This is a genomic window from Corynebacterium ulceribovis DSM 45146, from assembly GCF_000372445.1.
GTDB classification, from domain to species: domain Bacteria; phylum Actinomycetota; class Actinomycetes; order Mycobacteriales; family Mycobacteriaceae; genus Corynebacterium; species Corynebacterium ulceribovis.
This window is the reverse complement of sequence record NZ_AQUY01000001.1, coordinates 224,778-247,691: the sequence shown is the minus strand read 5'-3', so window position 1 is coordinate 247,691 and position 22,914 is coordinate 224,778. Positions and strand designations below refer to the sequence as shown.

The window sequence follows — 22,914 nt, the reverse complement described above, 5'->3', positions numbered from 1 at the left end:
ACATTGACTGCAACACTGCTGCCGGCCAGTGTCGTGCGCATCCGCTGCGTCACCGACATTGACGGACATCTGCGCCGCGCTGACATCGCACTGCCCGCGCAACTACCACTGGCCGAAATCCTGCCCGACCTGGTGCAACTGCTCCATCCCGACGCGCCACCTGGGGTCCGCTGGCAGCTGCTATCGGAACGCGGCACGGCGCTGCCCATGTCCGACACCGCCCTAGAGGCTGGCCTGCGGCCCGGTGAAAGAATCACTTTGACCCAGTCGGTTTTCACGCCGCCAGCAGCGCACATCACCGACGCGGCAGCATTACTGGCGGATAGTTCTGCGCAGCACACCGACGGGGCTTCCGATGTGTGGGCCGGAGCCGCTATTACTGTGCTGACTTCTGTGGCAGTAGCGGGCTGGTGGCTCTGGTCACCGCCGGTCGGGGATGCCATTACGGCGCTGATTGCTGTCGGCACCGCTGCCATCAGCATGATCTTGGCGGCCGCTGGGCAGCGGTTTCCTGCCGTCCCCGCGCTGTTTACCACCGTTGTGGTGGTGCAGGCACTCATGTTTGCGGCTGTGGGCGCCGTGCTTTTCGTCGGCGCGCAATGGGAATGGCAAACTGCCGCCGCAACCACCACTACTGCAGCGTTGGCACTGGTTGCGGCGATTATGTTGCCGGAGGCACGACGATTAGCGTGCGCTGTGGTTATCGCATCGGTAGCCACGGTAGCGTTTACGGCATTGCTGCTGGCAGGGCTCGCTGCCCCATCCGCTGCCGCAGCCTGCCTAGCCGTGGCGCTGCTGGGGATCGTTTTGACGCCGTCTGCCGCAGTCAGTCTGTCCGGCATCCATATCCCGGATGTGCCCGCTGCCGGGGAAGAACTGTCGAAAGCCGACCGGCGGCAGTCCCCCGAAGTTGTGGTGAGAGTCGCGGACCGAGCCGCCGCCCTATTCGACGGTGGTATCGCCGGGTGGATGCTTGTTGTTGCTGGCTGTGGCGGTGTCATTGCTCTTACTCGGCCGTCTTGGTGGACGTTGGCACTGGTGGCGACGTCGGCGGTGGCCTGTGCGATTCAATCCCGTGGGCAAGCCCGCCTGTTGCCCGGGTTCAGTTTGGCCTTTGGTGCGACGGTACTGGCAGGTGCTGGTTGTGTTATCGCAGCAGACTTGGGTGCTTGGTATGTCGTGGTGCCGGTGCTGTTGGCGTTGCTCGCGGCGATGCCGATTAGTTTCGGGGTGCAGCTGTGGCGCACGCCGTCGCCTGCGGCGCGCCGCACTTTGGAGCTAGTGGAATCAGCGTGCCTGGGTGCGGCAATTCCGTTGGCGATTGTGGTGTCCGGGTTGGTGGCATTGGTCCGAGGGCTCGGCTGATGCGCCGGGAATTACGTGCATTGGGGGCTACTGCCGCTTTGGTTGCTTTGGCGCTGCCTGGTGCCGTCAGCCCTAGCCCTGCTGCCCCGGTTGCGGCTGCACAAGAAGCACCGCCGGAAATTCGCCAGCACATCGTGTGTCAGCCCGGTCGACTTTCGTCCAGTGAGGCACCCAAGCGCCTGCCCGCTGCCCATATTCCGCGCAGTGACTCGGTGTGGCATGTGGCCAATGGGCGCGGCGTCACCGTCGCGGTGATTGATACCGGTGTTGCCCCACATCAGCGACTCGGCTCGGTTATTGACGGTGGCGACTTCGTGGCGGGCGATACGGCCCTTGCGGACTGCGATAGCCACGGCACAACTGTTGCCGGAATTATTGCCGCTCGGCCGCATGCCAGTGACCAAGTTGCTGGGATTGCGCCGCGGGCACAGATTGTGGCGGTGCGACAGTCGTCGGCACATTTTCGGGTGCGTAGCAGCACTGACAAGGATCCCGATGCCGCAACGTCGTCTGGGGTCGGCAACCTCTCTACCCTTGCCGCGGCGATTGACCGTGCGCGGGAGCAGCGCGCCGATGTCATCAATATGAGTGTGGTTGCCTGCGCCCCGCCGACGGTCACACCAACTGGCGCCGCTGACGTGCGGGCAGCCGTCGAAAGGGCGCATACAGCGGGGATTGTGCTGGTCGCGGCAGCAGGCAACACCTCACCGACCTGTAAATATGGTGCCGTGGCGTGGCCGGCGCATTTGCCGCAGGTCATCGCAGTGGCGGCGCTGGAGCAGCGGCACAGCCCGGCGGAGTATTCGGTGCCCGGTCCGTGGGTGGATATCGCGGCACCGGGCGGCCCGGTGGTTGGGTTGGCGCCCTCCGATTCGGGGCTTATTGACGGAGGCGAAACTGCTGACGGACCCTACCCACTCATTGGGACGAGCTTTGCCGCGCCGGTCGTTGCCGGCAGCGCTGCCTTACTACGGCAACTCCACCCCACGTGGTCACCGGCTGAGATTAAGCAGCGGCTGCTGGCGACGGCATCTCCAGCTAGCCCGTCAGCTGGCCTCGGAGTGGGGGTGGTCGATCCGGTTGCGGCTGTAATGGCACCGCTGACTGGTACCGGCGGCGCGTATGGCACGACGCATGCCGCCGCCAATCCGGTCCCTGCTCCAGCGTCGCCACCTACTCCAGATCCCACGGGTCCGAAGCGGTTTGGCGTGGTCGCGGGCCTGGCTGCGCTGCTGCTGGTGGTGGCTACTGCGGCGGCTGCGCTACCGGTTCTAAGGCGCGAGCTCGACTAAGTTCGGGGCCTTTCTCCAGCGCCCCGATGACAGTCCACGGCAGCTGCACCGGTTCGCTGTCTGCGCCCAGAATTGGCAGTGTGTCGGCATCGGGCACTGGAAACAATTGTCCGGTGGCGCTGACCACCCCGAAGCTGTGACCGGTATCGACGGCGAAAGTGCCAAAGTCGGCGCCAAGGTAGTGGTCTGGCCCAGGGCCGGCACCATCAGCGGTGGCTAGGGTCACTGCGCCATCGCGGTGGCCGGGCTCGCCCAGTGGCGCCGGCAATGTTGCCAGATGAAAAGTGTGGTCGCCGCTGTGGTAGCTCGCGCATAGCGTGGGGTCTTCGAACCAGGTGGGCCGGTCAACGGGAAAGTGCGTCAGCCACTGAGGTGTTGCAGCTGCAGGAACGTCATCAAGCGCGGACTGCGCCGCAGTGACGGTATTGCCGCGCAGGAGCCCCGCCTGAAACCCGCTGAGTTGTACCGCCCCGGAGTGGGTGGCGAGGTATTGCTGCCCGGAGACAACCACGAGGGTGCCGACGCGGTCGAAAGGTGCCGGGTGTGCGGTCTTTTCGCCTGCTGCGGGGACGGTCGGCGCGTCAAGGTCTGGGGTGATGGGTAACACAGCGAGCAGGTGGTCGCTGACTGGGCGCGGTGTGGTGTCAGCGGCCCCGAGCTCCCGCCACACCACATTGTCGTCTGGGTTGATGCGGGCGCGGGTGCCGCTGGCAAGGAACCAGTGTTGGCCAGCATCGTCAACAGCAAGGATGGCGCGGTCTTTCGGCAGTGTAGATTCCTCGTGCAGCACGGCGATGGTGGTAGCGCCCACATGTGGATCGCCGGTGCTGGAGGTGGCGCGGTCGTCGCAGATCATGGCTGCGCGCGGTGGTTGGGTACCGGTACGTGGCGGTTCCGGCACGGGAGAAATACCTAGTCCGGGACCTAAATCAACGTCAATAAGCTCTTTGGCATGTATCCAAGTGATGTCCTCATGCCGGCCAAGAATCAACTGCCCGGACGCTAAATTGGGCACCGGGTGTAGCCGACCATCGAGCCGCACATACAGCGCGCCGGTAGCTCGCACGCCGACCAAGTGGGCGTCGCCAAGTTTGACATGCGGCGATAGCACTGCGGCGATCCCAGCCCCGGCAAGCGCCAAAACCGCCAGCACAACACCGACAATCAGCGCGCGGGATCGCATCCGCAGCGGGTCATGAATCATCCGGGCGTCGGCGCGCACCAGCGCATGTTCAATGCGCCGCACGAGAAATCGATGGCCGCTGACTTGGATCCGCGACGTTGGTCTGCGTGGCATCTTTCCCCCAAAAAGACTGCGCCGGGTGCGTTCCCGACGAACTTCGGTGTCCCCCGACACCGTCCCCATGAACACTGTGCAGCCTACGCCAGCTCCAACTACACTGCTGGGTATCGATTGGGGGATCGATTATCGAGGCCGATTCGGGTTTGGGGGAACTATGTCGGATTTCGCATTGCTTTCATCTGCCGCCACGTTGCCGGTGAGCACAGTGCTGGCCAGCATGCTTGCCGCGGTGGGTGCACATATTCCATTTCGGGGTCGGTCACTGCGCACCCGCCTCCGCCGGTCGCCGCAGTGCTTGACAGTGGGCATTGACATTGTGAGCCAAGAACCACGCGGGCTGCCGGTTACGGTGGCGCTGTCGCTTTTTGACGAATTGGGTGACGTCGTAGCCGAATCTGCGCTCCATATTGGTTCGACTGTGGTGCGTCCAACGGAGTGGGAACGTGGTTATCTCTCCGAAGTGAACACTGCGGGTGCGCCCACCAGTGGCCGGGCGGCGTTGCTGCTGTCCGTCGACCCGCGCAGTGTGGTCGCGGCCCGGGCTTTTGCCGAGCTTGGTCCGGAGGAAACGTGGCAGCACATTATTGCGCTGACGCAGCACCATTTTCAGTCAGCCGGGTTTGGTACTCGCGTGCTGTCCCCGACGGAAGTGGCATTGGCGGCGGCTCAGCCGGTCGTGTGGTCAGTGCAGCGGCATTGCCACCGCAGTGCGATCACACCCCGGTTCCGCACTGAGGTCGCGACTTTTGGTGTCGAGCCGGTGGTGCCGGCCGCGCCGATGTTGGTTCTGGGGTTGGACTCGGCTGGCGTGGTGGTGGGAGTGCGGCCGTTGATTGATCCGGTGGCCCGGTTGTGTGCGCCGCAGGCGGAACTGGAGCGGTGCGCTGCGGGGTTGTTGGCGCTGGGCTGGACGGTGGGGATTCGGGTGCAGCGGCTAGATAAGTGGCGGGATTTTGTGCATAGTGCGGCCGGCCGGGCGTGGTTTTTCCACGATTCGCGGCGGCCATGTGATGTGGTGCTGGTCGATGTTGGTGCGCCGCATCCTGCCGGTTGCTGCGTGTGGGAGGTAGCAGAGTTACCGTTCCCCGGTTCCGCGGATGCGGAGGAGACGGTGGCCGTCGATGCGCGGGTGCCGATTACGGTGATTGTGCAGGGCGCTTTGTGGAAAGTCGTGCGGGCGCAGGGCCCGGAACTAGTTTCTACGGGGGTACTACCGCTACCGTCATTAAGCAAAGATGTTAGGCATATTAAACAAAGCTAAGAGATAATGACGAGTATGCGCCTTCCAAAACTGACTTCCCTGGCTCTTGCAGCTATGTGCAGTGTCAGCTTTTTGACGGCATGTTCCATCGGCAATGACGATAACTCCGACGCTGGGCAGCCATCGACGAGCAAAGCAAACTACACACACTATGTAGCACTGGGTGATTCTTTCGCTGCTATGTCCAGCGCCAATCATCTTGCTGGCCCGCCGGACTGTGTTCGCTCTGCTGACAACTACCCTGCCCTAGTTGCAGCTGACCCGCGGATTACCAATGCGGTCGATGTGTCCTGTTCCAGCGCAACCACCGAGCACTTCTCCACAAGCCAGTTCAGTAACGTGCCGCCGCAGTATGAGGCGTTAACCGAAGACACCGACTTGGTGACGATCTCCATTGGTGGGAATGACATTTTCTTCGGCGACATTATTGACTGTGTCCGCCGCACACACGAGTCCGGGCATGTGGTGCGGCAGTGCTCGGAAACCGAAGGCGAGAAAGTCTACAGCTCATTGGAGAAGCTCCCAGCGAAGCTGTCTGCGATGTATGCCGAAGTTGCTGCGTTGGCGCCTCATGCCCGAGTGATCACCACTGGTTACATGGCACTGATTCCTGAGGAGCAGGATAGCTGCACCCCAGCTGCGGCATTTACCGCCGCTGATTTCTCGTGGGCGCTGGAAGTGGCCAAGGACATCAACCGTGTGGTGAAGGAAGCTACCGAGAAAAACGGCGCAACCTTCGTGCTGCCGGAAAATTCAAGCCAGCATACGGGTTGCGCCACCGTGGATAACCGGTGGACCGACTTTACTGGTGAAGAGACTAATTCTTTCCCAATGCACCCGACGGCCGCAGGCCACAAGGCGATGGCCCAAGCCATTCTGGATGCCCTATAGCCCGCCGACTGTGAGTAGGCCGGCAGCGCATAGTGCGCAGCCGAGTAACTCAGCCTAGTAGCTCAGCGTCCGGTGGAAGTATGGTTCACTTTCTTCCGCTGGCGTCTGCGCCAAACCAAGCTCTCCCTTGGTTTTAATTGCTGGCAGCCGGTTTGGTGATTGCACTTTCGCCCGAATGTCAGCGATTTCTTCGTTGGTAAACGCCGCATTGACCACGAAAATGTTCACCGGCCCGTCCTGATAAATCGGAGTCAGCCCTGGTGCATGCCATGCCTGTCGCATGAGCTCTGGCCCCCACCGCGCAACCCCAGGGAAGAATGATGGCGGCGACAGGTAGACATAGCGGATGCCTTGGTCGCGCAGCGCAAAGTCCACATAGTTCGGGGAGTCTTGACCATCATCGGTTCCGGCACCAGCTTCGCCAATGTGGAAGAAGATGCGGTTCGAGTCGGTGCCTGGCTTCCCAATTGGCTGTGGGTTGAAGTGTTTGAACATCGACGGCAGACCGTTGTAGGCGTACATCCAGCCGGAACCGTCATCAGGATTCGTGAAAATTGGGTGGTCGTAGGCACCTGGGAGGGTTGCCAAAATGTCAGATCCGCGACGGTCCGCGTCACCAAAAATGCGTTCATTTCGCGCAGTCACTTGGGTGAAGTCGTTATGCCCCACCATCTGCTTTTCGATATACGGCAGCAAGCCTGCCCCGACCGCAACAGTGAGCACAGTTGCCGCAACCGCATTCCACGGCGCAGCCTTCTGGACAGTCCCCGCTGTGACAAGTCGAGCGGCGACCGCCACAGCAATACCAGCGAACGCCGCTAAGAACAGCGCATAAGGCACAACCATGCGGTGTGCCATGCCGTAGTGCAGCCGACTGTAGGCATTAAAGATCCCTTCCCACGGTTCTGGGAACACGTGGAAAGCATTAATTGCCATCAGTGCGAATACTGCACCGGCGACAACTCCCCACGGATTTCGACGCCACACCAGCACCACCACAGCCCCGACGGCCCCGAGCACAATCAGCAGCCACGCCGTTGGCCCGAACTCGGTGTGCCGTGTCGCCATCGTCAGGATTTTCTCCGTTGCTGGCCACAGATCCAACTGGTCTCGCTCACCGAAGCCGGTGATTTCATCGCCTTGGGCGCTACCAGACAGCCACTGCGGCAACAGCACTACTGCTGCTACTAGTCCGGGAACCGCAATTAACCCAATGTCCCGAAGTCGGGTCCACAGCGGCGCCAGCGCCCCTCGGTAGCTACGGGCTGGATTCCACACCGCCGCCCCAAGCCACCACATTGCTAGGAGCAGGACCACGGTCGGCACGGCGGACGGGTGAGCTTGGCCAGCACCGATAAGCGCTAGCGCCGCACCGAACATGTATTGCGGCCGTTCCACGCATGCCGCCAGCAATGCTGCGCACACTGGCACGCATGCGGTGGCGAGCAGATATGGGTAAGCACCAACGAAGGTCATGATAGGCAGCACTGGTGGAGCTGCGGCAATCATAATGGCGGCAATTGCCGCGGCTAGCGCTCCGGTGAAGTTCTTGCCGGCCAGCCACCACGCCAGGATCGCCGCCGCGATGGGCAGCAGCACCGCAGGATAAACCACTGCAGCAATGTTCGTCGCGGCGATGGGGCTGGCCCCAGTGGCTTCCCGACCGACAGCAGCAATGACATGCCAGGCCGTCGGATAGTACATCTGTTGGTGAGTTTCGTAATACTGCAGCTCACCCATCCTGGTGGGATCGGCCAGCCCGGTATCGTCAATAAGCTTAATGACGTTGGCATGCCACAAGGTGTCCCACATGTTGTAGACGTTTTCTACGCCATGGTTGGAATCGCGGATGCGGGTCAGTTGCGCGGACATGGTCAGTCCGGCGCTGGCCACCACTCCGGCTGCGGGGATGAGCCATACTGGCCGGGTTATCGTGCGTAGCCGCTGTGACCAGCTGGTTTCGATGGTTTCCCCGTACAGGTCAGCGTGCAATTTCGCTTTTCGACGATTAGCTGTGCGAAACCCAAACTGCCAGATCACGCCGACGAGAGCGAAAATCAGGCAGGCACCGATATAGGACGCTAGGGTCACTTCGAAATCGGCGGCGCCACCAGCCCAGGCGAGGAGACCCCCGATCCCGAGAGAGATTGGGATGGCGCTAGCTAGTGCCCACGGCAGCCGCAGGCTAGTGGCTGCCCCGACAAGTGCGCCAGGCACAATGGCCCACAGCACGAACGCTGCCGCCAGTTCCCAAATTGTCACGCGGTGTTATCCCTTCAGACCGTCTAGCTCTACAAGCTTTAAAGCATACCGCTCAGTGCGGCTGGTCAGGAAGTGTCCGCAGGCCGCGGGTCTCTTGAGCGCGGGCGGCCAGCTGCGTGTCCTCGGGATAGTCCACCCCAACGAGGGTGAGGCCACAGGCCGCTGCCAATGGCACTTTCGAAGAACGTTCCGTCTGCCCTAACAGTTCAGTGGTGAAGTCATTGCCCCGTCGTCCGTCCCCTGTCATCAGACAGGTGCCCACCAGCGCACGAACCATATTCCAACAAAACGCATCCGCTGTGACATGGGCTTCGTAGGTTTCTGGTTCTTCCGCAGTGGACACATCGAACCATTCGAAACGCTGCAGGTCGCGGATGGTGGTCGCATGTGGACGAGCTTTGCAAAAGGCAGCGAAGTCATTGAGCCCAATCAGGCTGGCAGCAGCCAGCTGCATCTGTGCCAGATTGACCGGCTTAGGCCAGTGGGCCGTATCTCGTGCTCTGGTTGGCAGTGGGCCCGACGGGCTGGTGGAAATGCGATAGCGGTAATGACGTCGCAACGCAGAAAACCTGGCGTCAAATCCTTCCGGGGCGAACTCGCAGGACCGTAACGCAATGTCCTCCGGAAGCAGCCGGGCTAGGCGGCGAACCAATGTGGTCGGGTCACCGGCGATGGAACGGGTCTGCAGGCTAGCAAGAGGCACATCACAATGGGCGACCTGGTCAGAGGCGTGCACCCCGGCATCAGTTCGGCCGGCGACCGTCAGTGAAATCGGCGTGCGCAGCACCAACGATAAGTTGTCTTCAAGGGCTGATTGAACGGTACGCAGGTCAGTGCCAGCTTGGCGGGCCCAGCCGTGGAAGTCAGTGCCGTCGTAGGCGATGTGTAAGCGAAGGCGACGGAACCCGCCGTCTCCGGTACTCGGGGTACCAGTGGCGGCGGGTTCAGTGCAGCTAGTGGAGCTAGAAACGCTCAAGGTGTCACCTAACGGAAGACTTACTTGTCTTCCTCGGCGTCAGCCTCGGTAGCATCCTTGGCTTCTGCTTCAGCTTCAGCGTCGGTAGCTTCGTCAGCTTCGACCTCTGGAGCGTCAGCTTCTTCGGCCTTAGCTTCTTCAGCTTCGGCAGCCTTAGCTTCTTCAGCCTTCTTCGAAGCAGCAGCGCGGGTTGCGCGGGTAGCTTCGGTGGTGGCGGTCTCTTCGGTGACCAGCGCAATCATAGAGATTGGGGCGTTGTCGCCCTTGCGGTTACCCAGCTTGATGATGCGGGTGTAGCCGCCTTCGCGGTTTTCGAAGACAGGTGCGATTTCGTCGAACAGCTTGGCAACGATGTCCTTCTGCGGCAGCAGCTTGGCAACGTTACGGCGGTCAGCGACGGAGCCGCCCTTGGCCTTGGTGATCAGCTGCTCTGCGTATGGGCGCAGCAGCTTGGCCTTGGTGTCAGTGGTCTTGATGGCACCGTGCTCGAACAGCTGAGCAGCCAGGTTCGACAGAATCTTCTTCTGGTGCGAAGCGGAACCGCCGAGGCGGTGTGCCTTCTTTGGCTTTGGCATGGGAATTCTCCTCGATTAAATCTGTAAGCGCGTCAGATGGAGTGGCGCGTTACGGCTAGGCCGTGAACTACTCGCCGGACTCCTCAGATTCGGTGTCCATCCATTCTTCGTTTCCCTGGTTGAAGTCATCCAGGTTCACAGCATCGAAACCCTCTGCCGAGTCCTTCAGGCTCAGACCCAAGCTAGCCAGCTTGGCCTTGACTTCCTCGATGGACTTGGAGCCGAAGTTACGGATATCCATCAGGTCGGATTCGCTGCGGGTAGCAAGCTCACCGACGGTGTGGATCTCTTCGCGCTTCAGGCAGTTGTAGGAGCGCATGGAGAACTTCAGGTCTTCAATTGGCATGGAGTAAGCAGCGATGTGCTCGGATTCCTGCGGGGAAGGCCCAATTTCGATGCCTTCGGCTTCGAAGTTCAGTTCCTTTGCCAGGCCGAACAGTTCCACCAAGGTGGAGCCTGCGGAGGCCATGGCGTCACGCGCGGTGATGGAGTTCTTCGTCTCAACGTCGATAATCAGCTTGTCGAAGTCGTTTCGGGAACCCACACGGGTTGCTTCCACCTTGTAGCTGACCTTCAGCACTGGGGAGTAGATCTGGTCGACCGGGATGCGGCCAATCTCGTCTACGCCTGGCACTGCTGGCACGTAGCCGCGGCCACGTTCCACAACCAGCTCGATGTCCAGCTTGCCCTGGTCGTTCAGGGTTGCGATGTGCAGGTCTGGGTTGTGGACCTCGACGTCTGCAGGGGCCTCAATGTCAGCTGCGGTGACGGCACCAGCGCCAGTCTTGCGCAGGTACATGGTTACCGGCTCATCGGACTCAGAGCTCAGAACCAGTGCCTTGACGTTCAAGATGATGTCGGAGACATCTTCCTTCACACCAGGGATGGTGGTGAACTCGTGGAGTACACCGTCGATACGCACGCTGGTGACTGCAGCGCCCGGGATGGACGACAGCAGGGTACGACGCAGCGAGTTACCCAGGGTGTAGCCGAAACCTGGTTCCAGTGGCTCGATGACGAACTTGGACCGGGAATCGTCGATGAACTCTTCGGTGAGTTGTGGACGCTCGGAAATAAGCATGTGGGGGTTTCCTCCAGAAACGACCGCTATATGACGTTGTGACGGAAAGGATGAATGGATAGTCACCAGCACAACCGGGGCTGTGCCGATGGTGGTTTCTACTACTTGGAGTAGAACTCGACGATGAGCTGCTCCTGCAGCGGGATGTCGATCTGAGCGCGCTCGGGCAGCTTGTGCACGAGGATGCGCAGGGTGTCTGGAACGACCTGCAGCCAAGCTGGGACCACAGCGTCAACCAGGTTCTCCTGAGCCTCTTCGAACCACAGCATCTTGCGGGACTTTTCCCGAACGTCGATGATGTCGTACTGGGAGACACGGAGGGATGGAACGGTGGTCTTCTTGCCGTTGACAGTGAAGTGTCCGTGGGACACCAGCTGGCGTGCCTGACGGCGGGTCTTTGCCAGACCTGCGCGGTAGACAACATTGTCCAGGCGAGATTCCAGCAGGATGACCAGGTTGTCACCGGTCTTACCCTGCTGACGGTTAGCTTCCGCGTAGTAACGACGGAACTGCTTCTCCATCACGCCGTAGGTGAAGCGAGCCTTCTGCTTCTCCTGCAGCTGGAGGAGGTATTCGGATTCCTTGATGCGTGCACGGCCGGCCTGACCAGGCGCGAATGGGCGACGCTCAAAGTAGTTGTCACCGCCGACCAAGTCGGTGCGGAGACGACGGGACTTACGGGTTGCAGGGCCAGTATAACGAGCCATTTTTCTTTATCCTTCCCTTTCCCTATGGACGACGGCGCTTAGGCGGACGGCAGCCGTTGTGTGGCTGTGGGGTCACGTCGGTGATCGACTCGACCTCGAGGCCAGCAGCAGTCAGAGAACGGATAGCGGTTTCACGGCCCGAACCTGGACCCTTAACAAACACGTCGACCTTCTTCAGGCCGTGCTCCATTGCCTTGCGGGCAGCGTTCTCAGCAGCCATCTGCGCTGCGAACGGAGTGGACTTACGGGAGCCCTTGAATCCAACGTGGCCAGAAGAGGCCCAGGAGATAACGGCACCCCGGTCGTCGGTGATGGAGACGATGGTGTTGTTGAAAGTGGACTTGATGTATGCGTTGCCGTTCGTGACGTTCTTCTTGACGACACGACGGCCGGTACGGCGCGCAGTGGCGCGGCTCTTAGGAGGCATGGACTACTTCTTCTTCCCGGCGATGGTCTTCTTCGGACCCTTACGAGTACGAGCGTTGGTCTTGGTCCGCTGGCCACGAACAGGCAGGCCACGACGGTGGCGCAGGCCCTGGTAGCTGCCGATCTCAATCTTGCGACGGATGTCAGCCTGAACCTCACGGCGCAGGTCACCTTCCACCTTCCAGGTGGCTTCGATGACGTCACGCAGAGCGGAGATCTGTTCGTCGGTCAGAGCATCAGTGCGCTGATCCGGGGAGATGCCAGTACGTTCCAGCAGCTCCTGAGCACGGGCTGGGCCGATGCCGTAAATGTAGGTAAGTGCGACCACCATGCGCTTATTGCGTGGGAGGTCAACACCAGCGAGGCGTGCCATATGTGGCAATTCCTTCCGGTTGATTCGGTGGTTTGCCCCGTACCCATCCTCGTAGAAATTCTGCATCCGGACGGACCGGACGACTTATGAAGCAGCACAACGCTGCGCAACGACGAGGCTCCAGCCACCGCAGCCGGAGGTGTGTGGGTCGCTCCTGCAACTCGCCGCGTGGGCTAGTTGCGATTCGAACCTTGAGGTGCGGGGTTATATGTCTTACTTGTAGCGGTAGACGATACGTCCGCGGTCCAGGTCGTATGGGGTCAGTTCGACCACGACTCGGTCCTCGGGAAGGATACGAATATAGTGCTGGCGCATCTTTCCGGAGATGTGCGCGAGAACTTCGTGCCCATTGTCCAGTTCGATACGGAACATCGCGTTGCGCAAAGGCTCGATTACTCGGCCTTCAACCTCGATGGCGCCTTCCTTCTTAGCCATATCCTCCACGTTTCCCCAGGTCAGCACCTTGCGGCACTTATGGTTCCTGGTTTGAGTTTCGTCTTGCTAGCAGTCAGATGCACAGGTGCGCATTGACCGCTACCCAACATTACACGTCACCTGGGAAAACGCCAAAACTCAGCAGATTACAGTGGCCGTGGAGTCAGGATGCGTGGGCCGTCGTCGGTAGCTGCGACGGTGTGCTCCCAGTGGGAGGACCAGGAACCATCCGTGGTCACGACAGTCCAATCGTCATCAAGCACTTCGGTGTCAACAGTGCCAAGGGTGAGCATCGGCTCAATCGCCAGTACGGACCCGGCCTGGATACGTGGGCCGCGACCAGGTCGGCCTTCATTCGGCAGGAATGGGTCCTCGTGCATACTCCGGCCGACGCCATGTCCGCCGTAGCCATCGACAATGCCGAGCGCAACGCCGTACTTTTCTTCGGCGGCGCGGGTGGCCAGTTCAAGGGCGTTGGACACATCGGTCAGGCGCGCGCCCGGTACCATCGCGGCGATTCCCGCGGCAAGGACGTCTTGGGTCGCGCGGTCGAGAGCCCACAACGATCCACCAGCTTCAGAGTCTGGGTTGTCGTCAAGCGCGTCGGTGTCCAGCGCGCCATCCATGCCGATGCCGAAGGACCAAGCACTGTCCCCTACCCAACCGTCGAGGGTGGCGCCACAGTCAATGGAAATGTAGTCCCCAGCCCGCAAGATGTGGTCCGCGGTGGGGATGCCGTGCACCACGACGTCGTTGACGCTGGCACAGATGGAGCCTGGGAAGCCCTCGTACCCTTTGAAGGTCGGAACCGCCCCGGCATCGCGGATGGTGGCTTCGGCAATAGCGTCCAGCTCAAGCAGTGAGACACCGTCTTTCGCGGCCGCCCGCACGGCGACCAGTGCTTGGCCGACGACGGCGCCAGCGGCGGTCATCGCGTCCAGCTCGGCGGCGGTTTTAGCTGGAATGCTTTTCCAGCGGTTGCGCAATCCCACGATCAACGGTCTGCCTCAGTTGTGAGCTTTATGACGGTTACTTACTTACCAAGAGCAGCCATGGTGCGCTCGTTGATGTCCTCAACGGTGCCTTCGGCCGCAATCTTGACAATCTTGTCGCTGTAGTAGTCCAGCAACGGTGCGGTCTCCTTGGCGTAGACCTGCATGCGGTTACGAATAACCTCTTCGTTGTCGTCGGCGCGGCCACGGGCCAGCATCCGTTCGACAACGACATCTTCGGACACGTCGAACTGCACAACAGCGTCCAGTTCCACACCGAGGTCCGCCAGAATGCGTGCCAGCTCGTCAGCCTGCGCGGTGGTACGTGGGAAGCCATCGAGCAGGAAGCCTGGCTTCGCATCGTCTTCAGCAAGACGGGACTCGACCATGCGGACGGTAACGTCGTCAGGCACCAAGTTGCCGGCATCGATGTAGCTCTTTGCTTCGATTCCCAGTGGGGTGCCTTCGCCAATGTTGGCGCGGAAGAGGTCCCCGGTGGAGATGTGTGGGACGCCGAGCTTTTCAGACAGGATAGCGGCCTGGGTGCCCTTGCCTGCACCTGGAGGGCCAACGAGAACGATGCGCATTATTTCAGGAATCCTTCGTAGTTACGTTGCATGAGCTGAGACTCAATCTGCTTAACCGTAGTCAATGCGACCGAGACCAGAATCAAAATGGCTGTACCACCAAACGGTAGTGCGCCTTGAGAGCCGCCGGAAACCGACACCCCCATATCGAGCATGAAGTTCGGCAGCACTGCCACCAAGCCCAAGTAGATCGAACCGACTGCCAGCAGGCGGGTCAACACGTAGGCCAAGTATTCAGCGGTTGGCCGACCCGGGCGAATACCTGGGATGAAGCCACCGTACTTCTTCATGTTCTCTGCCTGCTCGTACGGGTCGTACTGAATCGACACGTAGAAGTATGCAAAGAACACAATCAAGACGAAGTAACCAACGATGTACTGCCACGATGCTGGCGATGTCAGCCACTGGATCACATTGCGCTGCCACCAGTTGTCGGCAACCATGTCCGCGGAGGAGTTGACGATTTCGGTGATCAGCACCGGCACGTACATGAGCGAGGATGCGAAAATGACCGGAATAACACCAGCCTGGTTCACCTTCAGCGGCAGGTAGGTGGAGGTGCCGCCATACTGACGACGGCCAACCATGCGCTTGGCGTACTGGACTGGGATACGACGCTGGCCCTGCTCAATGAAGACCACACCGACGATCAGGACAAGAACCGCAGCGACCACGGAAGCAAACACCACGCCACCGTTCCCGGAGAGGATATTTGCGCCGTCCTGTGGCAGCGAAGTGGCAATACCGGCGAAAATCAGCAACGACATACCGTTGCCGATACCGCGCTCGGTAATCAGCTCACCGAGCCACATCACCAGCACGGCACCCGCGGTCATGGTCAGCACCATAACAACGAGATCCCAGATGGTGCGGTCAGCGACCAGCACTTCCACCCCAGGGCCAAGCAGCTGCTGACGGTCTGCCAGGGCCACCATGCCGGCGGACTGCAGCATCGCAAGCGCAATAGTCAGATAACGCGTGTACTGCGTCATCGTGTTCTGCCCGGTTTGGCCTTCCTTCTTCAATTGCTCGAAGTGCGGAATAACCACGGTCAACAGCTGAGTAATAATCGACGCCGTAATGTACGGCATAATGCCGACGGCAAAAATCGACAGCTGCAACAGCGCGCCACCAGAGAACAGGTTAATCAGCGAGTAGACGCTGGACTGGCCCTGTTCGATAGCGGCTAGTCGGCTGGACACTGCCTGGTAGTCAACGCCAGGGGTAGGAATCTGTGCGCCGATGCGATAGAGAATAATCATCGCGATGGTGAACAGAATCTTCCTACGTAGATCCCTGTCCCGCACGGCAGCAGTAAAGGCGGAGAGCACTTAACCTCCACGGTTCGTTCTTCCGGTTAATTATGACTCTGCCACTCTACCAGCCTGTGTTGATTCTTCCGATTCAAGCCCGCTAGGAAGAACCGCATCCGACTGTTCTTATAAACGTCAATAAGCAAAAGACCCCACCCCGGGGCAGTACTTTGACTGCAACCCGGAAATGGGGTCTTTGTGTGCCGAACTTAAATTACGTTACGTAATTTACTTGTCAGCTTCAGGCTTGATAGCAACCTTGGTTTCGGTCACTTCCACCTTGCCGCCAGCGGCTTCAATCTTTTCCTTAGCGGAAGCAGAAGCCTTGTTGACGGTGATGTTCAGCGCGACGGTGATTTCACCCTCGCCCAGAACCTTAACTGGACGCTTCGCACGGACAGCGCCCTTAGCAACCAGGTCAGCAACGGTGACGTCGCCGCCCTCAGGGAACAGACGGTTCAGGTCGCCAACGTTGACAACCTGGAACTCGACGCGCGCACGGTTCTTAAAGCCCTTGAGCTTTGGCAGACGCATGTGCAGTGGCATCTGGCCACCTTCAAACGCTGCGGAAACCTGCTTACGAGCCTTAGTACCCTTGGTACCGCGGCCTGCGGTCTTGCCGCCCTTGCCAGCTTCACCGCGACCCACGCGGTTCTTGGTCTTCTTCGCGCCTTCTGCTGGGCGCAGGTCGTGGAGCTTAATTGGTTCGCTCATTGTTACCTACTCCCCCGCTACTTCTTCGACCTCAACCAGGTGACGCACAACGTGCACCAGGCCGCGGGTTTCCGGAGAGTCCGGACGAACCACGGTGTGGCGGATGCGCTTCAGGCCGAGGGTACGCAGCGAGTCTCGCTGGTTCTGCTTGGTACCTGCGGTACCACGAATCTGGGTGATCTTCAGTGCCATGGTTTAGGCCCCCTGTCCTGCACGTGCACGCAGCATACGAGCTGGCGCAACATCTTCGACGGACTTGCCGCGGCGAGCAGCAACTTCCTCAGGGCGAACCAGCTGCTTCAGTGCAGCAACGGTTGCGTGGACCACGTTGATGGCGTTGTCGGAGCCCAGGGACTTCGACAGCACGTCCTGAACACCAGCGCACTCAAGCACTGGACGGACTGCACCACCAGCGATAACACCGGTACCAGGAGCTGCTGGACGCAGCATCACAACACCGGCAGCGGCCTCACCCTGAACTGGGTGGGTGATGGTGCCAGCAATCATTGGCACGCGGAAGAAGTTCTTGCGAGCTTCCTCGGCACCCTTCTGAATAGCAGCTGGAACTTCCTTAGCCTTGCCGTAGCCAACGCCGACCATGCCCTGGCCGTCGCCGACGATTACAAGAGCGGTGAAGCTGAAGCGACGACCACCCTTGACGACCTTGGAGACACGGTTAATGGTGACGACGCGCTCCAGGTACTGGTTGCGCTCGTCCTGCTGTGCGTCACGACGGTCATTGCGACGGTCGTCGCGTCCGCCGCGGCGGTTCTGCTGCTGGTTGTCGTTTTCGGCGGAGCCACGTCCGCCGTTACGCCGTTCACGTCCCGGCATTACGCGTTCCTTCCGTTGAACTGTACAGAGATGTTGGTGGTGATCATTAGAACTTCAGACCACCTTCACGTGCGGCGTCAGCCAGAGCGGCGACGCGGCCGTGGTACTGGTAGCCAGCGCGGTCGAACACGACCTGCTCAATGCCAGCTTCCTTAGCGCGCTGTGCGATGAGGCGACCGACTTCGGCACCACGTGCCTTCTTGTCGCCCTCGACTGCGCGGACGTCGGCTTCCATGGAGGAAGCTGCGGCCAGGGTGCGGCCGACAGTGTCGTCGATGATCTGCGCGGTCATGTGGCGAGAGCTGCGGTGCACGACCAGACGTGGGACCTCGGTGGTGCCACGCAGGGTCTTGCGGATGCGGAAGTGACGACGTGCGCGAGAGGCACGACGACGAGTCGCGACATCCTTGCCGATTGGGAGACGCTTTGCCTGCTTGTTTTCGTTGCTCATTACTTACCCGTCTTTCCGACCTTGCGGCGGACCTGCTCACCCTCGTAGCGGATGCCCTTACCCTTGTAAGGGTCGTCCTTGCGCAAACGACGGATCTTGGCAGCGACCTGACCGACAACCTGCTTATCGATACCGGTGATGGACAGCTTGTTAGTGCCGTCAACGGCAAAGGAGACACCCTGAGGTGGCTCGATGACAACTGGGTGCGAGAAGCCCAGGGAGAACTCCAGGTTCTTACCCTTGAGCGCCACACGGTAGCCGACACCGAAGATTTCCATCTTGATGGTGTAGCCCTCGGTCACGCCCACGATCATGTTGTTGACCAAGGTGCGGGACAGACCGTGCAGCTGACGGCTGCGCTTGTCTTCGTCTGGACGCGCGACGGTGATGATGTCGCCATCCTGGGTGACGGAGATTGGGGTCGGGATGGTGGTGCTCAGTTCACCCTTAGCGCCCTTGACGGAAACGTCCTGGCCGTTAATGGTGACAGTGACTCCACCTGGAACGGTGATTGGTGCATTACCGATACGCGACATGTCTTTCCTCCCTTACCAGACGTAGGCGAGAACTTCTCCGCCTACGCCCTTCTCGGTAGCCTGACGGTCGGTCAGGAGGCCCTGGGAAGTGGAAATGATTGCCACACCCAGACCACCCAGAACCTGTGGCAGGTCGGTGGACTTTGCGTACACGCGCAGACCTGGCTTGGAGATACGGCGGATACCGGAGATAGAACGCTCGCGGGTTGGGCCGTACTTCAGCTCGATCTTCAGAGTCTTGCCGACCTTTTCGTCGGAGACAGAGTAGTTAGCGATGTAGCCTTCCTGCTTCAAGATTTCAGCGATGTTCGCCTTCAGCTTGGAGGATGGCATTTCGACTGCATCGTGGTGCGCGTTCGAGGCGTTGCGCACGCGCGACAGCATGTCGGCGATTGGATCAGTCATGGTCATGGTGGATGACCGTGTCCTTTCTCGTCACGGTTCCCTACTCACCTGGCGTTATCTTGACGATTTCGGGAAACTCCCGCCGGCATAGTTCAGTAACTATGTCGGCTCGCTACCCGGGACGGCAAGGACGCATTAGGCAAGGGGCCTATAACAAAGTTGAAGTTTGGATTTCTGCCCGACTGGATACCAGTTGCTTTTCGACGTATTGGTCGTCGGTTCGAATACCGAGACAGCACAAAGCACCCAATATGGGACTGTGTAACGCTACCAAGCGCCCCGCCCATACTCCAAATCCCGCATGAGGAAAAACTGCATGAAGTAGCGCCTATCACCCCATCGCCACCACACCCACAGATCTGCAGCAAACAAGAGTGCAGCCCCATAGGCGGCCAGTTCCGCAGAATTGGCGGTAACGCTGTCTGGGCTGGCTGCGCAGCTGGACGCCGATTTTGCCGCATACAAAGTTGCGTGAGTCGGCGGATGCGTACTGTTCGACCGCGCCAAACTGCTTGAGTGCGGCGGTTTCGAGTTGTGGTCGGAGCCCCCGCCGGAGCATGCGGGCGAAGATGTCCTTGCGCAGTGGCGGACCGGCACTGCGAGGCAACGGACTTACTGTAACTCCACACTACCTGCACCAATGCCCCAAAACTAGACAGATGGGTCTGCTTTCTATACGCTACCAAAACAGACAGACCGGTATGTATAGATTTGAGGATTTGTGATGACACTATTGGACGACACCGACGAAGCTCGGTCATTAGCCGTAATTGGGCTTGGCCCGCGAGGAGTCTCCACGCTCGAGAGGCTCACCTCCGCACTTCGCGCAGGGCACTATCCAGGCCATCAATTAACGCTGCACCTTATCGATGACGCTCCCCACGGCGGCCGCATCTGGGACATCGACCAAACTGACACTCTGTGCATGAACACACCTGCACATGGCATGACCCTGTTCAGCGAAACCGACTCGACAGTCACCGCCCCCGTCGTCGAGGGCCCCACCTTGTACGAATGGCTTCAACTGCAGCTGGCAGCAACCGGCGCCCCCGCAAACACCGCCGGAATCAATAGCGCCAAGCACGCCTTGTTCGCGTCGCATCCCCCAGCTAACGACCTGCTGTCCCGGTACGGCACGGGGCGCCTAGTCCGCTTCCGTCCGGAGTCATTTCTGCCACGAGCAATCTATGGCTACTACGTCCGCTGGGTGTTCAGCACCTGCCTGGCGCGTCTGCCGGAATGGGTTCACGTCGAACGTCACATCGCCCGCGCCGAATCAGTCACCCGCAGTGACCACACTGACACCATTACGCTTTCCACCGGTGAACAGCTCACCGTCTCCGCAGTTATCGCAGTAACCGGCTGGCAGCAACAGCCTCTCAGCGCCACGGAAGTTCGGCTGCAGGACGCTGTCGACAGCTACCCGAATCTGCGGTGGTTCCGTGCCGACAACCCCATTGAGCAGCAACTCGATCGCATCCCAGCCCGCGCCGATGTCCTTATCCGCGGCCTGGGCATGAGCTTTTTCGACACACTGGCACTGACCACCATTGAACGTGGCGGGCGCTTCCTCCCCGATGACACCAGCCGGTCCGGGCTGCGCTACGTGCCTACCGGGGAGGAACCAACTTTCTATGCCACCTCTGGCCGCGGCTACCCATTTTTGCCACAGGGCGACTATGGCCAACTTCAACCGCCAGCAGCGCTGCCTCGTACGAAAGCCACCATCGCTGAACTCTCCGCGCGTGTGGCCCCAGGCGATAGCGCATGCATCGACTACGGACGTGATGTGTGGCCGTCCGTCGCCCGCGATTCCTACGCCGCTTTCCTCACCGTGTTGGCCCGCACCCAGCCAGACGCCCTCCGCGTTCCGCTCGCCGCGGCGCTGAGCGAAGTCGATAACACACCGGTCGGCCCGACGGTCGGCGCGGCGGGCCTGGCCGCCCTAGACGCCGTCATCGCCGCAGTAAGCACTCGAAGCTTCAGCTTGACACGCTGGATCACCCCACTGACCAGCACCTATGACAACACCGAGCAGCTGACCGACGCGATTGCCCGCTCGCTAGAGTTCGACATTGCCGAAGCTGCCGCGGGCGACAATAGCCCAGTCATTGCCGCGCTATGGTCCGTTGGTTGCGCTCGCAAACCCACCCAGGTGCTCGGCGCAGAAGGACGCTACACCCACGAATCCCGCGTCCAAGCCTTCGACCGCGCCATTGCTCTCGGCCAGATGGCCTGCTCTGGGCCGCCGCTATTTCGCACGCGTCAGCTCCTTGCCCTTATCGATGCCGGCATTGTCCAGTTCATCGGCGCGCAGCCAGCGCTGAAGGTAAGCGTCAACACGCCCAATGAAAAACCCAATGGCACCGCAACATGGTCGGTGACCTCGCACAATAGCGGTGGCCACCCCGTGACCGCCGACGTTTTGGTTGACGCATGGGTGCATAAACCCACCATCCGACAGGCCAGCCACACCCGTGGGCGCGATGGCTTCATTCAGTCGCTTATTGACGGAAACCTGGCCCGCCCCTTTGCCGAACGCACCAGCACAGGGGAAGCAGCGCCAACGGGTTCACCAGCGCAGGACCCGGAAACGAGGCGGCTCATCACCGCTGATGGTCAGCCGGACCCGCGGATTGCCATGGTCGGAATTCCGGCGCACGCACAATACCCGGATACAACAATCTCGCCGCCGGTGCCGGGCACTGACCCCTGGTTCATTCAGGAAACGGACCGCGCGGCTGTGCATACACTGCGGCTGCTGAGTGCGGCGTGGGCGGGCACACGGCAGCAGGCGGTGGTGTCTGCATGAGCCAAACGACGACTGCTACCCGTGAACACGCGGTCGCCGACGGCGGCGCGACCCGGTTCACCCAAACGCAACGACGCCGAACCATCAGTGCGCTAATGACCGCTCAAATTATGGCGGGGCTCGCGCACGGCATGACCTTTTCCATGGGCAGCCTGCTGGCAGCCAAACTGCAAGGACCCGCCTGGGGTGGCACGGCGTTGGCGCTGACCATGGGTGGCGCAGCACTATGGGCAATTCCGCTGGGAAAAGTGGTGCGACGCTATGACCGACGGTTGTCGCTGATACTTGGTCTGGTACTGGCGATGTTCGGCGCAGCCAGTGCCCTCACCGGCGCACAACTACACATTTTCCCGCTGGTTCTCGTCGGCTTCTTGCTGATTGGCGGCGAAATCGCGATGAACTACCAGGCCCGGTTTGCCGCCACCGACGTGTCGACTGGCAACAACCTGGGGCGCGACCTGTCCCTAGTGCTGTGGTCGACGACCATTGGTGCGGTCATTGGCCCACAGCTATTCGGCACGACCGAACGGCTGGGCGCGGCGCTCGGGCTGGCGGAGTTCACCGGCGCGTATTTGGTTTGCCTAGGTGTGCAACTTGTCGGCGTGCTGACGCTCGCTATTGCAATGCCGAAGGGGATCAAACCGGCGCCGGAATCCGGACCAGGTGCAGCTGCCGGCCGTCGCACCACCACTGACAGCCGGAAACTTGATGTGGTGACGGTGAGCACGGCAATCAGCATCGCGGCACTGTCGCACTTCGCGATGATTGCAATTATGGCGATGTCCGCGGTGCATATGAAGTCGCATCACGCCAGCCTCGGTTTCATTGGCATCGTGATTTCCGGCCACGTCGGCGCCATGTATGTGCTCGCACCGGTTTTCGGACTGTTGGTGGACCGCCGCGGACCGTGGACCACCATCGGAATCGGCGCGGTACTGAATATGGTTTCCGGAATCATCATTTACCTATCCGGCCACGACAATAATGGCGTGCTGCTGGGGATGGTGCTGCTGGGGATGGTGCTGCTGGGATTCGGATGGTCCGCAACCCTCGTGGGCTCCTCTGCCCTGCTGCTCACCGGCACGCCGCTGCACCTGCGCACCAAATTCCAGGGCCGCAGCGACCTCATCATGAACTTGTGTGGCGCCGCTGGCGGCTTGCTGGCCGGGCCCATCGCTGCGGCGATCGGCCTGAACAACATGTCCGGCATCATCACAGCGCTCATCGCTGTGCAATTCGTCCTTGTCGCAGCCGTGTTCAGTAAACGCTTCAGCAAACGCGCTGTGCCATCTTCTCTCACTCTCAATTCCTGAAAGGAAACAC

Annotated in this window: 24 protein-coding genes; 6 read left to right on the top strand and 18 right to left on the bottom strand. The window is 60.6% G+C overall.

Going from position 1 to position 22,914, the window contains the following annotated elements; all coding sequences use genetic code 11:
* Positions 1-3: 3 nt before the first annotated feature.
* On the top strand, positions 4-1,365 hold the full coding sequence (gene eccD, locus A3EC_RS0101210; protein WP_018023332.1) for a type VII secretion integral membrane protein EccD: 1,362 nt from the start codon (positions 4-6) through the stop codon (positions 1,363-1,365).
* Entirely contained in the window at positions 1,365-2,657 is a 1,293-nt protein-coding gene (gene mycP, locus A3EC_RS10875) for a type VII secretion-associated serine protease mycosin (protein WP_018023331.1), read from the top strand. The genes eccD and mycP overlap by 1 nt, the downstream gene beginning before the upstream one ends.
* On the opposite strand, the gene eccB is transcribed toward mycP, so the two are convergent.
* Entirely contained in the window at positions 2,611-3,954 is a 1,344-nt protein-coding gene (gene eccB, locus A3EC_RS0101200; protein WP_169331379.1) for a type VII secretion protein EccB, read from the bottom strand. The two genes, mycP and eccB, sit on opposite strands and share 47 nt — an antisense overlap.
* A 160-nt stretch (positions 3,955-4,114) precedes the next feature.
* On the opposite strand from eccB, the gene A3EC_RS0101195 reads away from it, so the two are divergent.
* Together A3EC_RS0101195 and A3EC_RS0101190 are read left to right on the top strand one after the other, a co-directional pair.
* A complete protein-coding gene (locus A3EC_RS0101195; protein WP_018023329.1) occupies positions 4,115-5,221 on the top strand; it encodes a hypothetical protein in 1,107 nt (368 codons plus the stop codon).
* Between the two features lie 15 nt (positions 5,222-5,236).
* Complete coding sequence (locus tag A3EC_RS0101190) at positions 5,237-6,112, top strand: SGNH/GDSL hydrolase family protein (protein WP_018023328.1); 876 nt, start codon at positions 5,237-5,239, stop codon at positions 6,110-6,112.
* Between the two features lie 54 nt (positions 6,113-6,166).
* On the opposite strand, the gene A3EC_RS0101185 is transcribed toward A3EC_RS0101190, so the two are convergent.
* From A3EC_RS0101185 to rpsH, 17 genes are all read right to left on the bottom strand, one after another.
* Complete coding sequence (locus A3EC_RS0101185; protein WP_018023327.1) at positions 6,167-8,374, bottom strand: DUF6541 family protein; 2,208 nt, start codon at positions 8,372-8,374, stop codon at positions 6,167-6,169.
* A gap of 52 nt (positions 8,375-8,426) precedes the next feature.
* Positions 8,427-9,350 (bottom strand): tRNA pseudouridine(38-40) synthase TruA, encoded by a 924-nt coding sequence (gene truA / locus A3EC_RS0101180; RefSeq protein WP_018023326.1) that lies wholly within the window; start codon positions 9,348-9,350, stop codon positions 8,427-8,429.
* A 20-nt stretch (positions 9,351-9,370) separates the two neighbouring features.
* Positions 9,371-9,925, bottom strand: a complete 555-nt coding sequence (gene rplQ / locus A3EC_RS0101175) for a 50S ribosomal protein L17 (RefSeq protein WP_018023325.1) — start codon at positions 9,923-9,925, stop codon at positions 9,371-9,373.
* 67 nt (positions 9,926-9,992) lie between these two features.
* Positions 9,993-11,006, bottom strand: coding sequence for a DNA-directed RNA polymerase subunit alpha (locus tag A3EC_RS0101170; RefSeq protein ID WP_018023324.1), 1,014 nt, complete (start codon positions 11,004-11,006; stop codon positions 9,993-9,995).
* A gap of 101 nt (positions 11,007-11,107) precedes the next feature.
* On the bottom strand, positions 11,108-11,713 hold the full coding sequence (gene rpsD / locus A3EC_RS0101165) for a 30S ribosomal protein S4 (protein WP_018023323.1): 606 nt from the start codon (positions 11,711-11,713) through the stop codon (positions 11,108-11,110).
* Positions 11,714-11,735: 22 nt separating this feature from the next.
* Positions 11,736-12,140 carry a 30S ribosomal protein S11 gene (gene rpsK / locus A3EC_RS0101160; RefSeq protein WP_018023322.1) on the bottom strand — a complete coding sequence of 135 codons (405 nt, stop codon included), beginning with the start codon at positions 12,138-12,140 and terminating at the stop codon, positions 11,736-11,738.
* 3 nt (positions 12,141-12,143) lie between these two features.
* Positions 12,144-12,512, bottom strand: coding sequence for a 30S ribosomal protein S13 (gene rpsM / locus A3EC_RS0101155; RefSeq protein WP_018023321.1), 369 nt, complete (start codon positions 12,510-12,512; stop codon positions 12,144-12,146).
* 213 nt (positions 12,513-12,725) lie between these two features.
* A complete protein-coding gene (gene infA, locus A3EC_RS0101150) occupies positions 12,726-12,947 on the bottom strand; it encodes a translation initiation factor IF-1 (RefSeq protein WP_018023320.1) in 222 nt (73 codons plus the stop codon).
* A 146-nt stretch (positions 12,948-13,093) separates the two neighbouring features.
* Positions 13,094-13,939 (bottom strand): type I methionyl aminopeptidase, encoded by an 846-nt coding sequence (gene map, locus A3EC_RS0101145; protein WP_018023319.1) that lies wholly within the window; start codon positions 13,937-13,939, stop codon positions 13,094-13,096.
* A gap of 41 nt (positions 13,940-13,980) precedes the next feature.
* Complete coding sequence (locus A3EC_RS0101140; protein WP_018023318.1) at positions 13,981-14,526, bottom strand: adenylate kinase; 546 nt, start codon at positions 14,524-14,526, stop codon at positions 13,981-13,983.
* The gene (gene secY / locus A3EC_RS0101135; RefSeq protein WP_425386767.1) at positions 14,526-15,833 is read right to left on the bottom strand and encodes a preprotein translocase subunit SecY; all 1,308 of its coding nucleotides are present in this window, start codon (positions 15,831-15,833) and stop codon (positions 14,526-14,528) included. Before secY ends, A3EC_RS0101140 begins: the two co-directional genes overlap by 1 nt.
* A gap of 234 nt (positions 15,834-16,067) precedes the next feature.
* Positions 16,068-16,553 (bottom strand): 50S ribosomal protein L15, encoded by a 486-nt coding sequence (gene rplO / locus A3EC_RS0101130; protein WP_018023316.1) that lies wholly within the window; start codon positions 16,551-16,553, stop codon positions 16,068-16,070.
* 6 nt (positions 16,554-16,559) lie between these two features.
* Positions 16,560-16,745 (bottom strand): 50S ribosomal protein L30, encoded by a 186-nt coding sequence (gene rpmD, locus A3EC_RS0101125; protein WP_018023315.1) that lies wholly within the window; start codon positions 16,743-16,745, stop codon positions 16,560-16,562.
* A 3-nt stretch (positions 16,746-16,748) separates the two neighbouring features.
* Positions 16,749-17,387 carry a 30S ribosomal protein S5 gene (gene rpsE / locus A3EC_RS0101120; RefSeq protein WP_018023314.1) on the bottom strand — a complete coding sequence of 213 codons (639 nt, stop codon included), beginning with the start codon at positions 17,385-17,387 and terminating at the stop codon, positions 16,749-16,751.
* A 46-nt stretch (positions 17,388-17,433) separates the two neighbouring features.
* Positions 17,434-17,838 (bottom strand): 50S ribosomal protein L18, encoded by a 405-nt coding sequence (gene rplR, locus A3EC_RS0101115; protein ID WP_018023313.1) that lies wholly within the window; start codon positions 17,836-17,838, stop codon positions 17,434-17,436.
* Positions 17,838-18,374 carry a 50S ribosomal protein L6 gene (gene rplF, locus A3EC_RS0101110; RefSeq protein WP_018023312.1) on the bottom strand — a complete coding sequence of 179 codons (537 nt, stop codon included), beginning with the start codon at positions 18,372-18,374 and terminating at the stop codon, positions 17,838-17,840. Before rplF ends, rplR begins: the two co-directional genes overlap by 1 nt.
* A gap of 12 nt (positions 18,375-18,386) precedes the next feature.
* A complete protein-coding gene (gene rpsH, locus A3EC_RS0101105) occupies positions 18,387-18,785 on the bottom strand; it encodes a 30S ribosomal protein S8 (protein WP_018023311.1) in 399 nt (132 codons plus the stop codon).
* Positions 18,786-19,503: 718 nt separating this feature from the next.
* Between rpsH and A3EC_RS10870 the strand changes: the two genes are divergently transcribed.
* Positions 19,504-21,591, top strand: coding sequence for an FAD/NAD(P)-binding protein (locus tag A3EC_RS10870; RefSeq protein ID WP_051060963.1), 2,088 nt, complete (start codon positions 19,504-19,506; stop codon positions 21,589-21,591).
* A complete protein-coding gene (locus tag A3EC_RS0101095; protein ID WP_018023309.1) occupies positions 21,588-22,904 on the top strand; it encodes an MFS transporter in 1,317 nt (438 codons plus the stop codon). Before A3EC_RS10870 ends, A3EC_RS0101095 begins: the two co-directional genes overlap by 4 nt.
* Positions 22,905-22,914 lie beyond the last annotated feature (10 nt).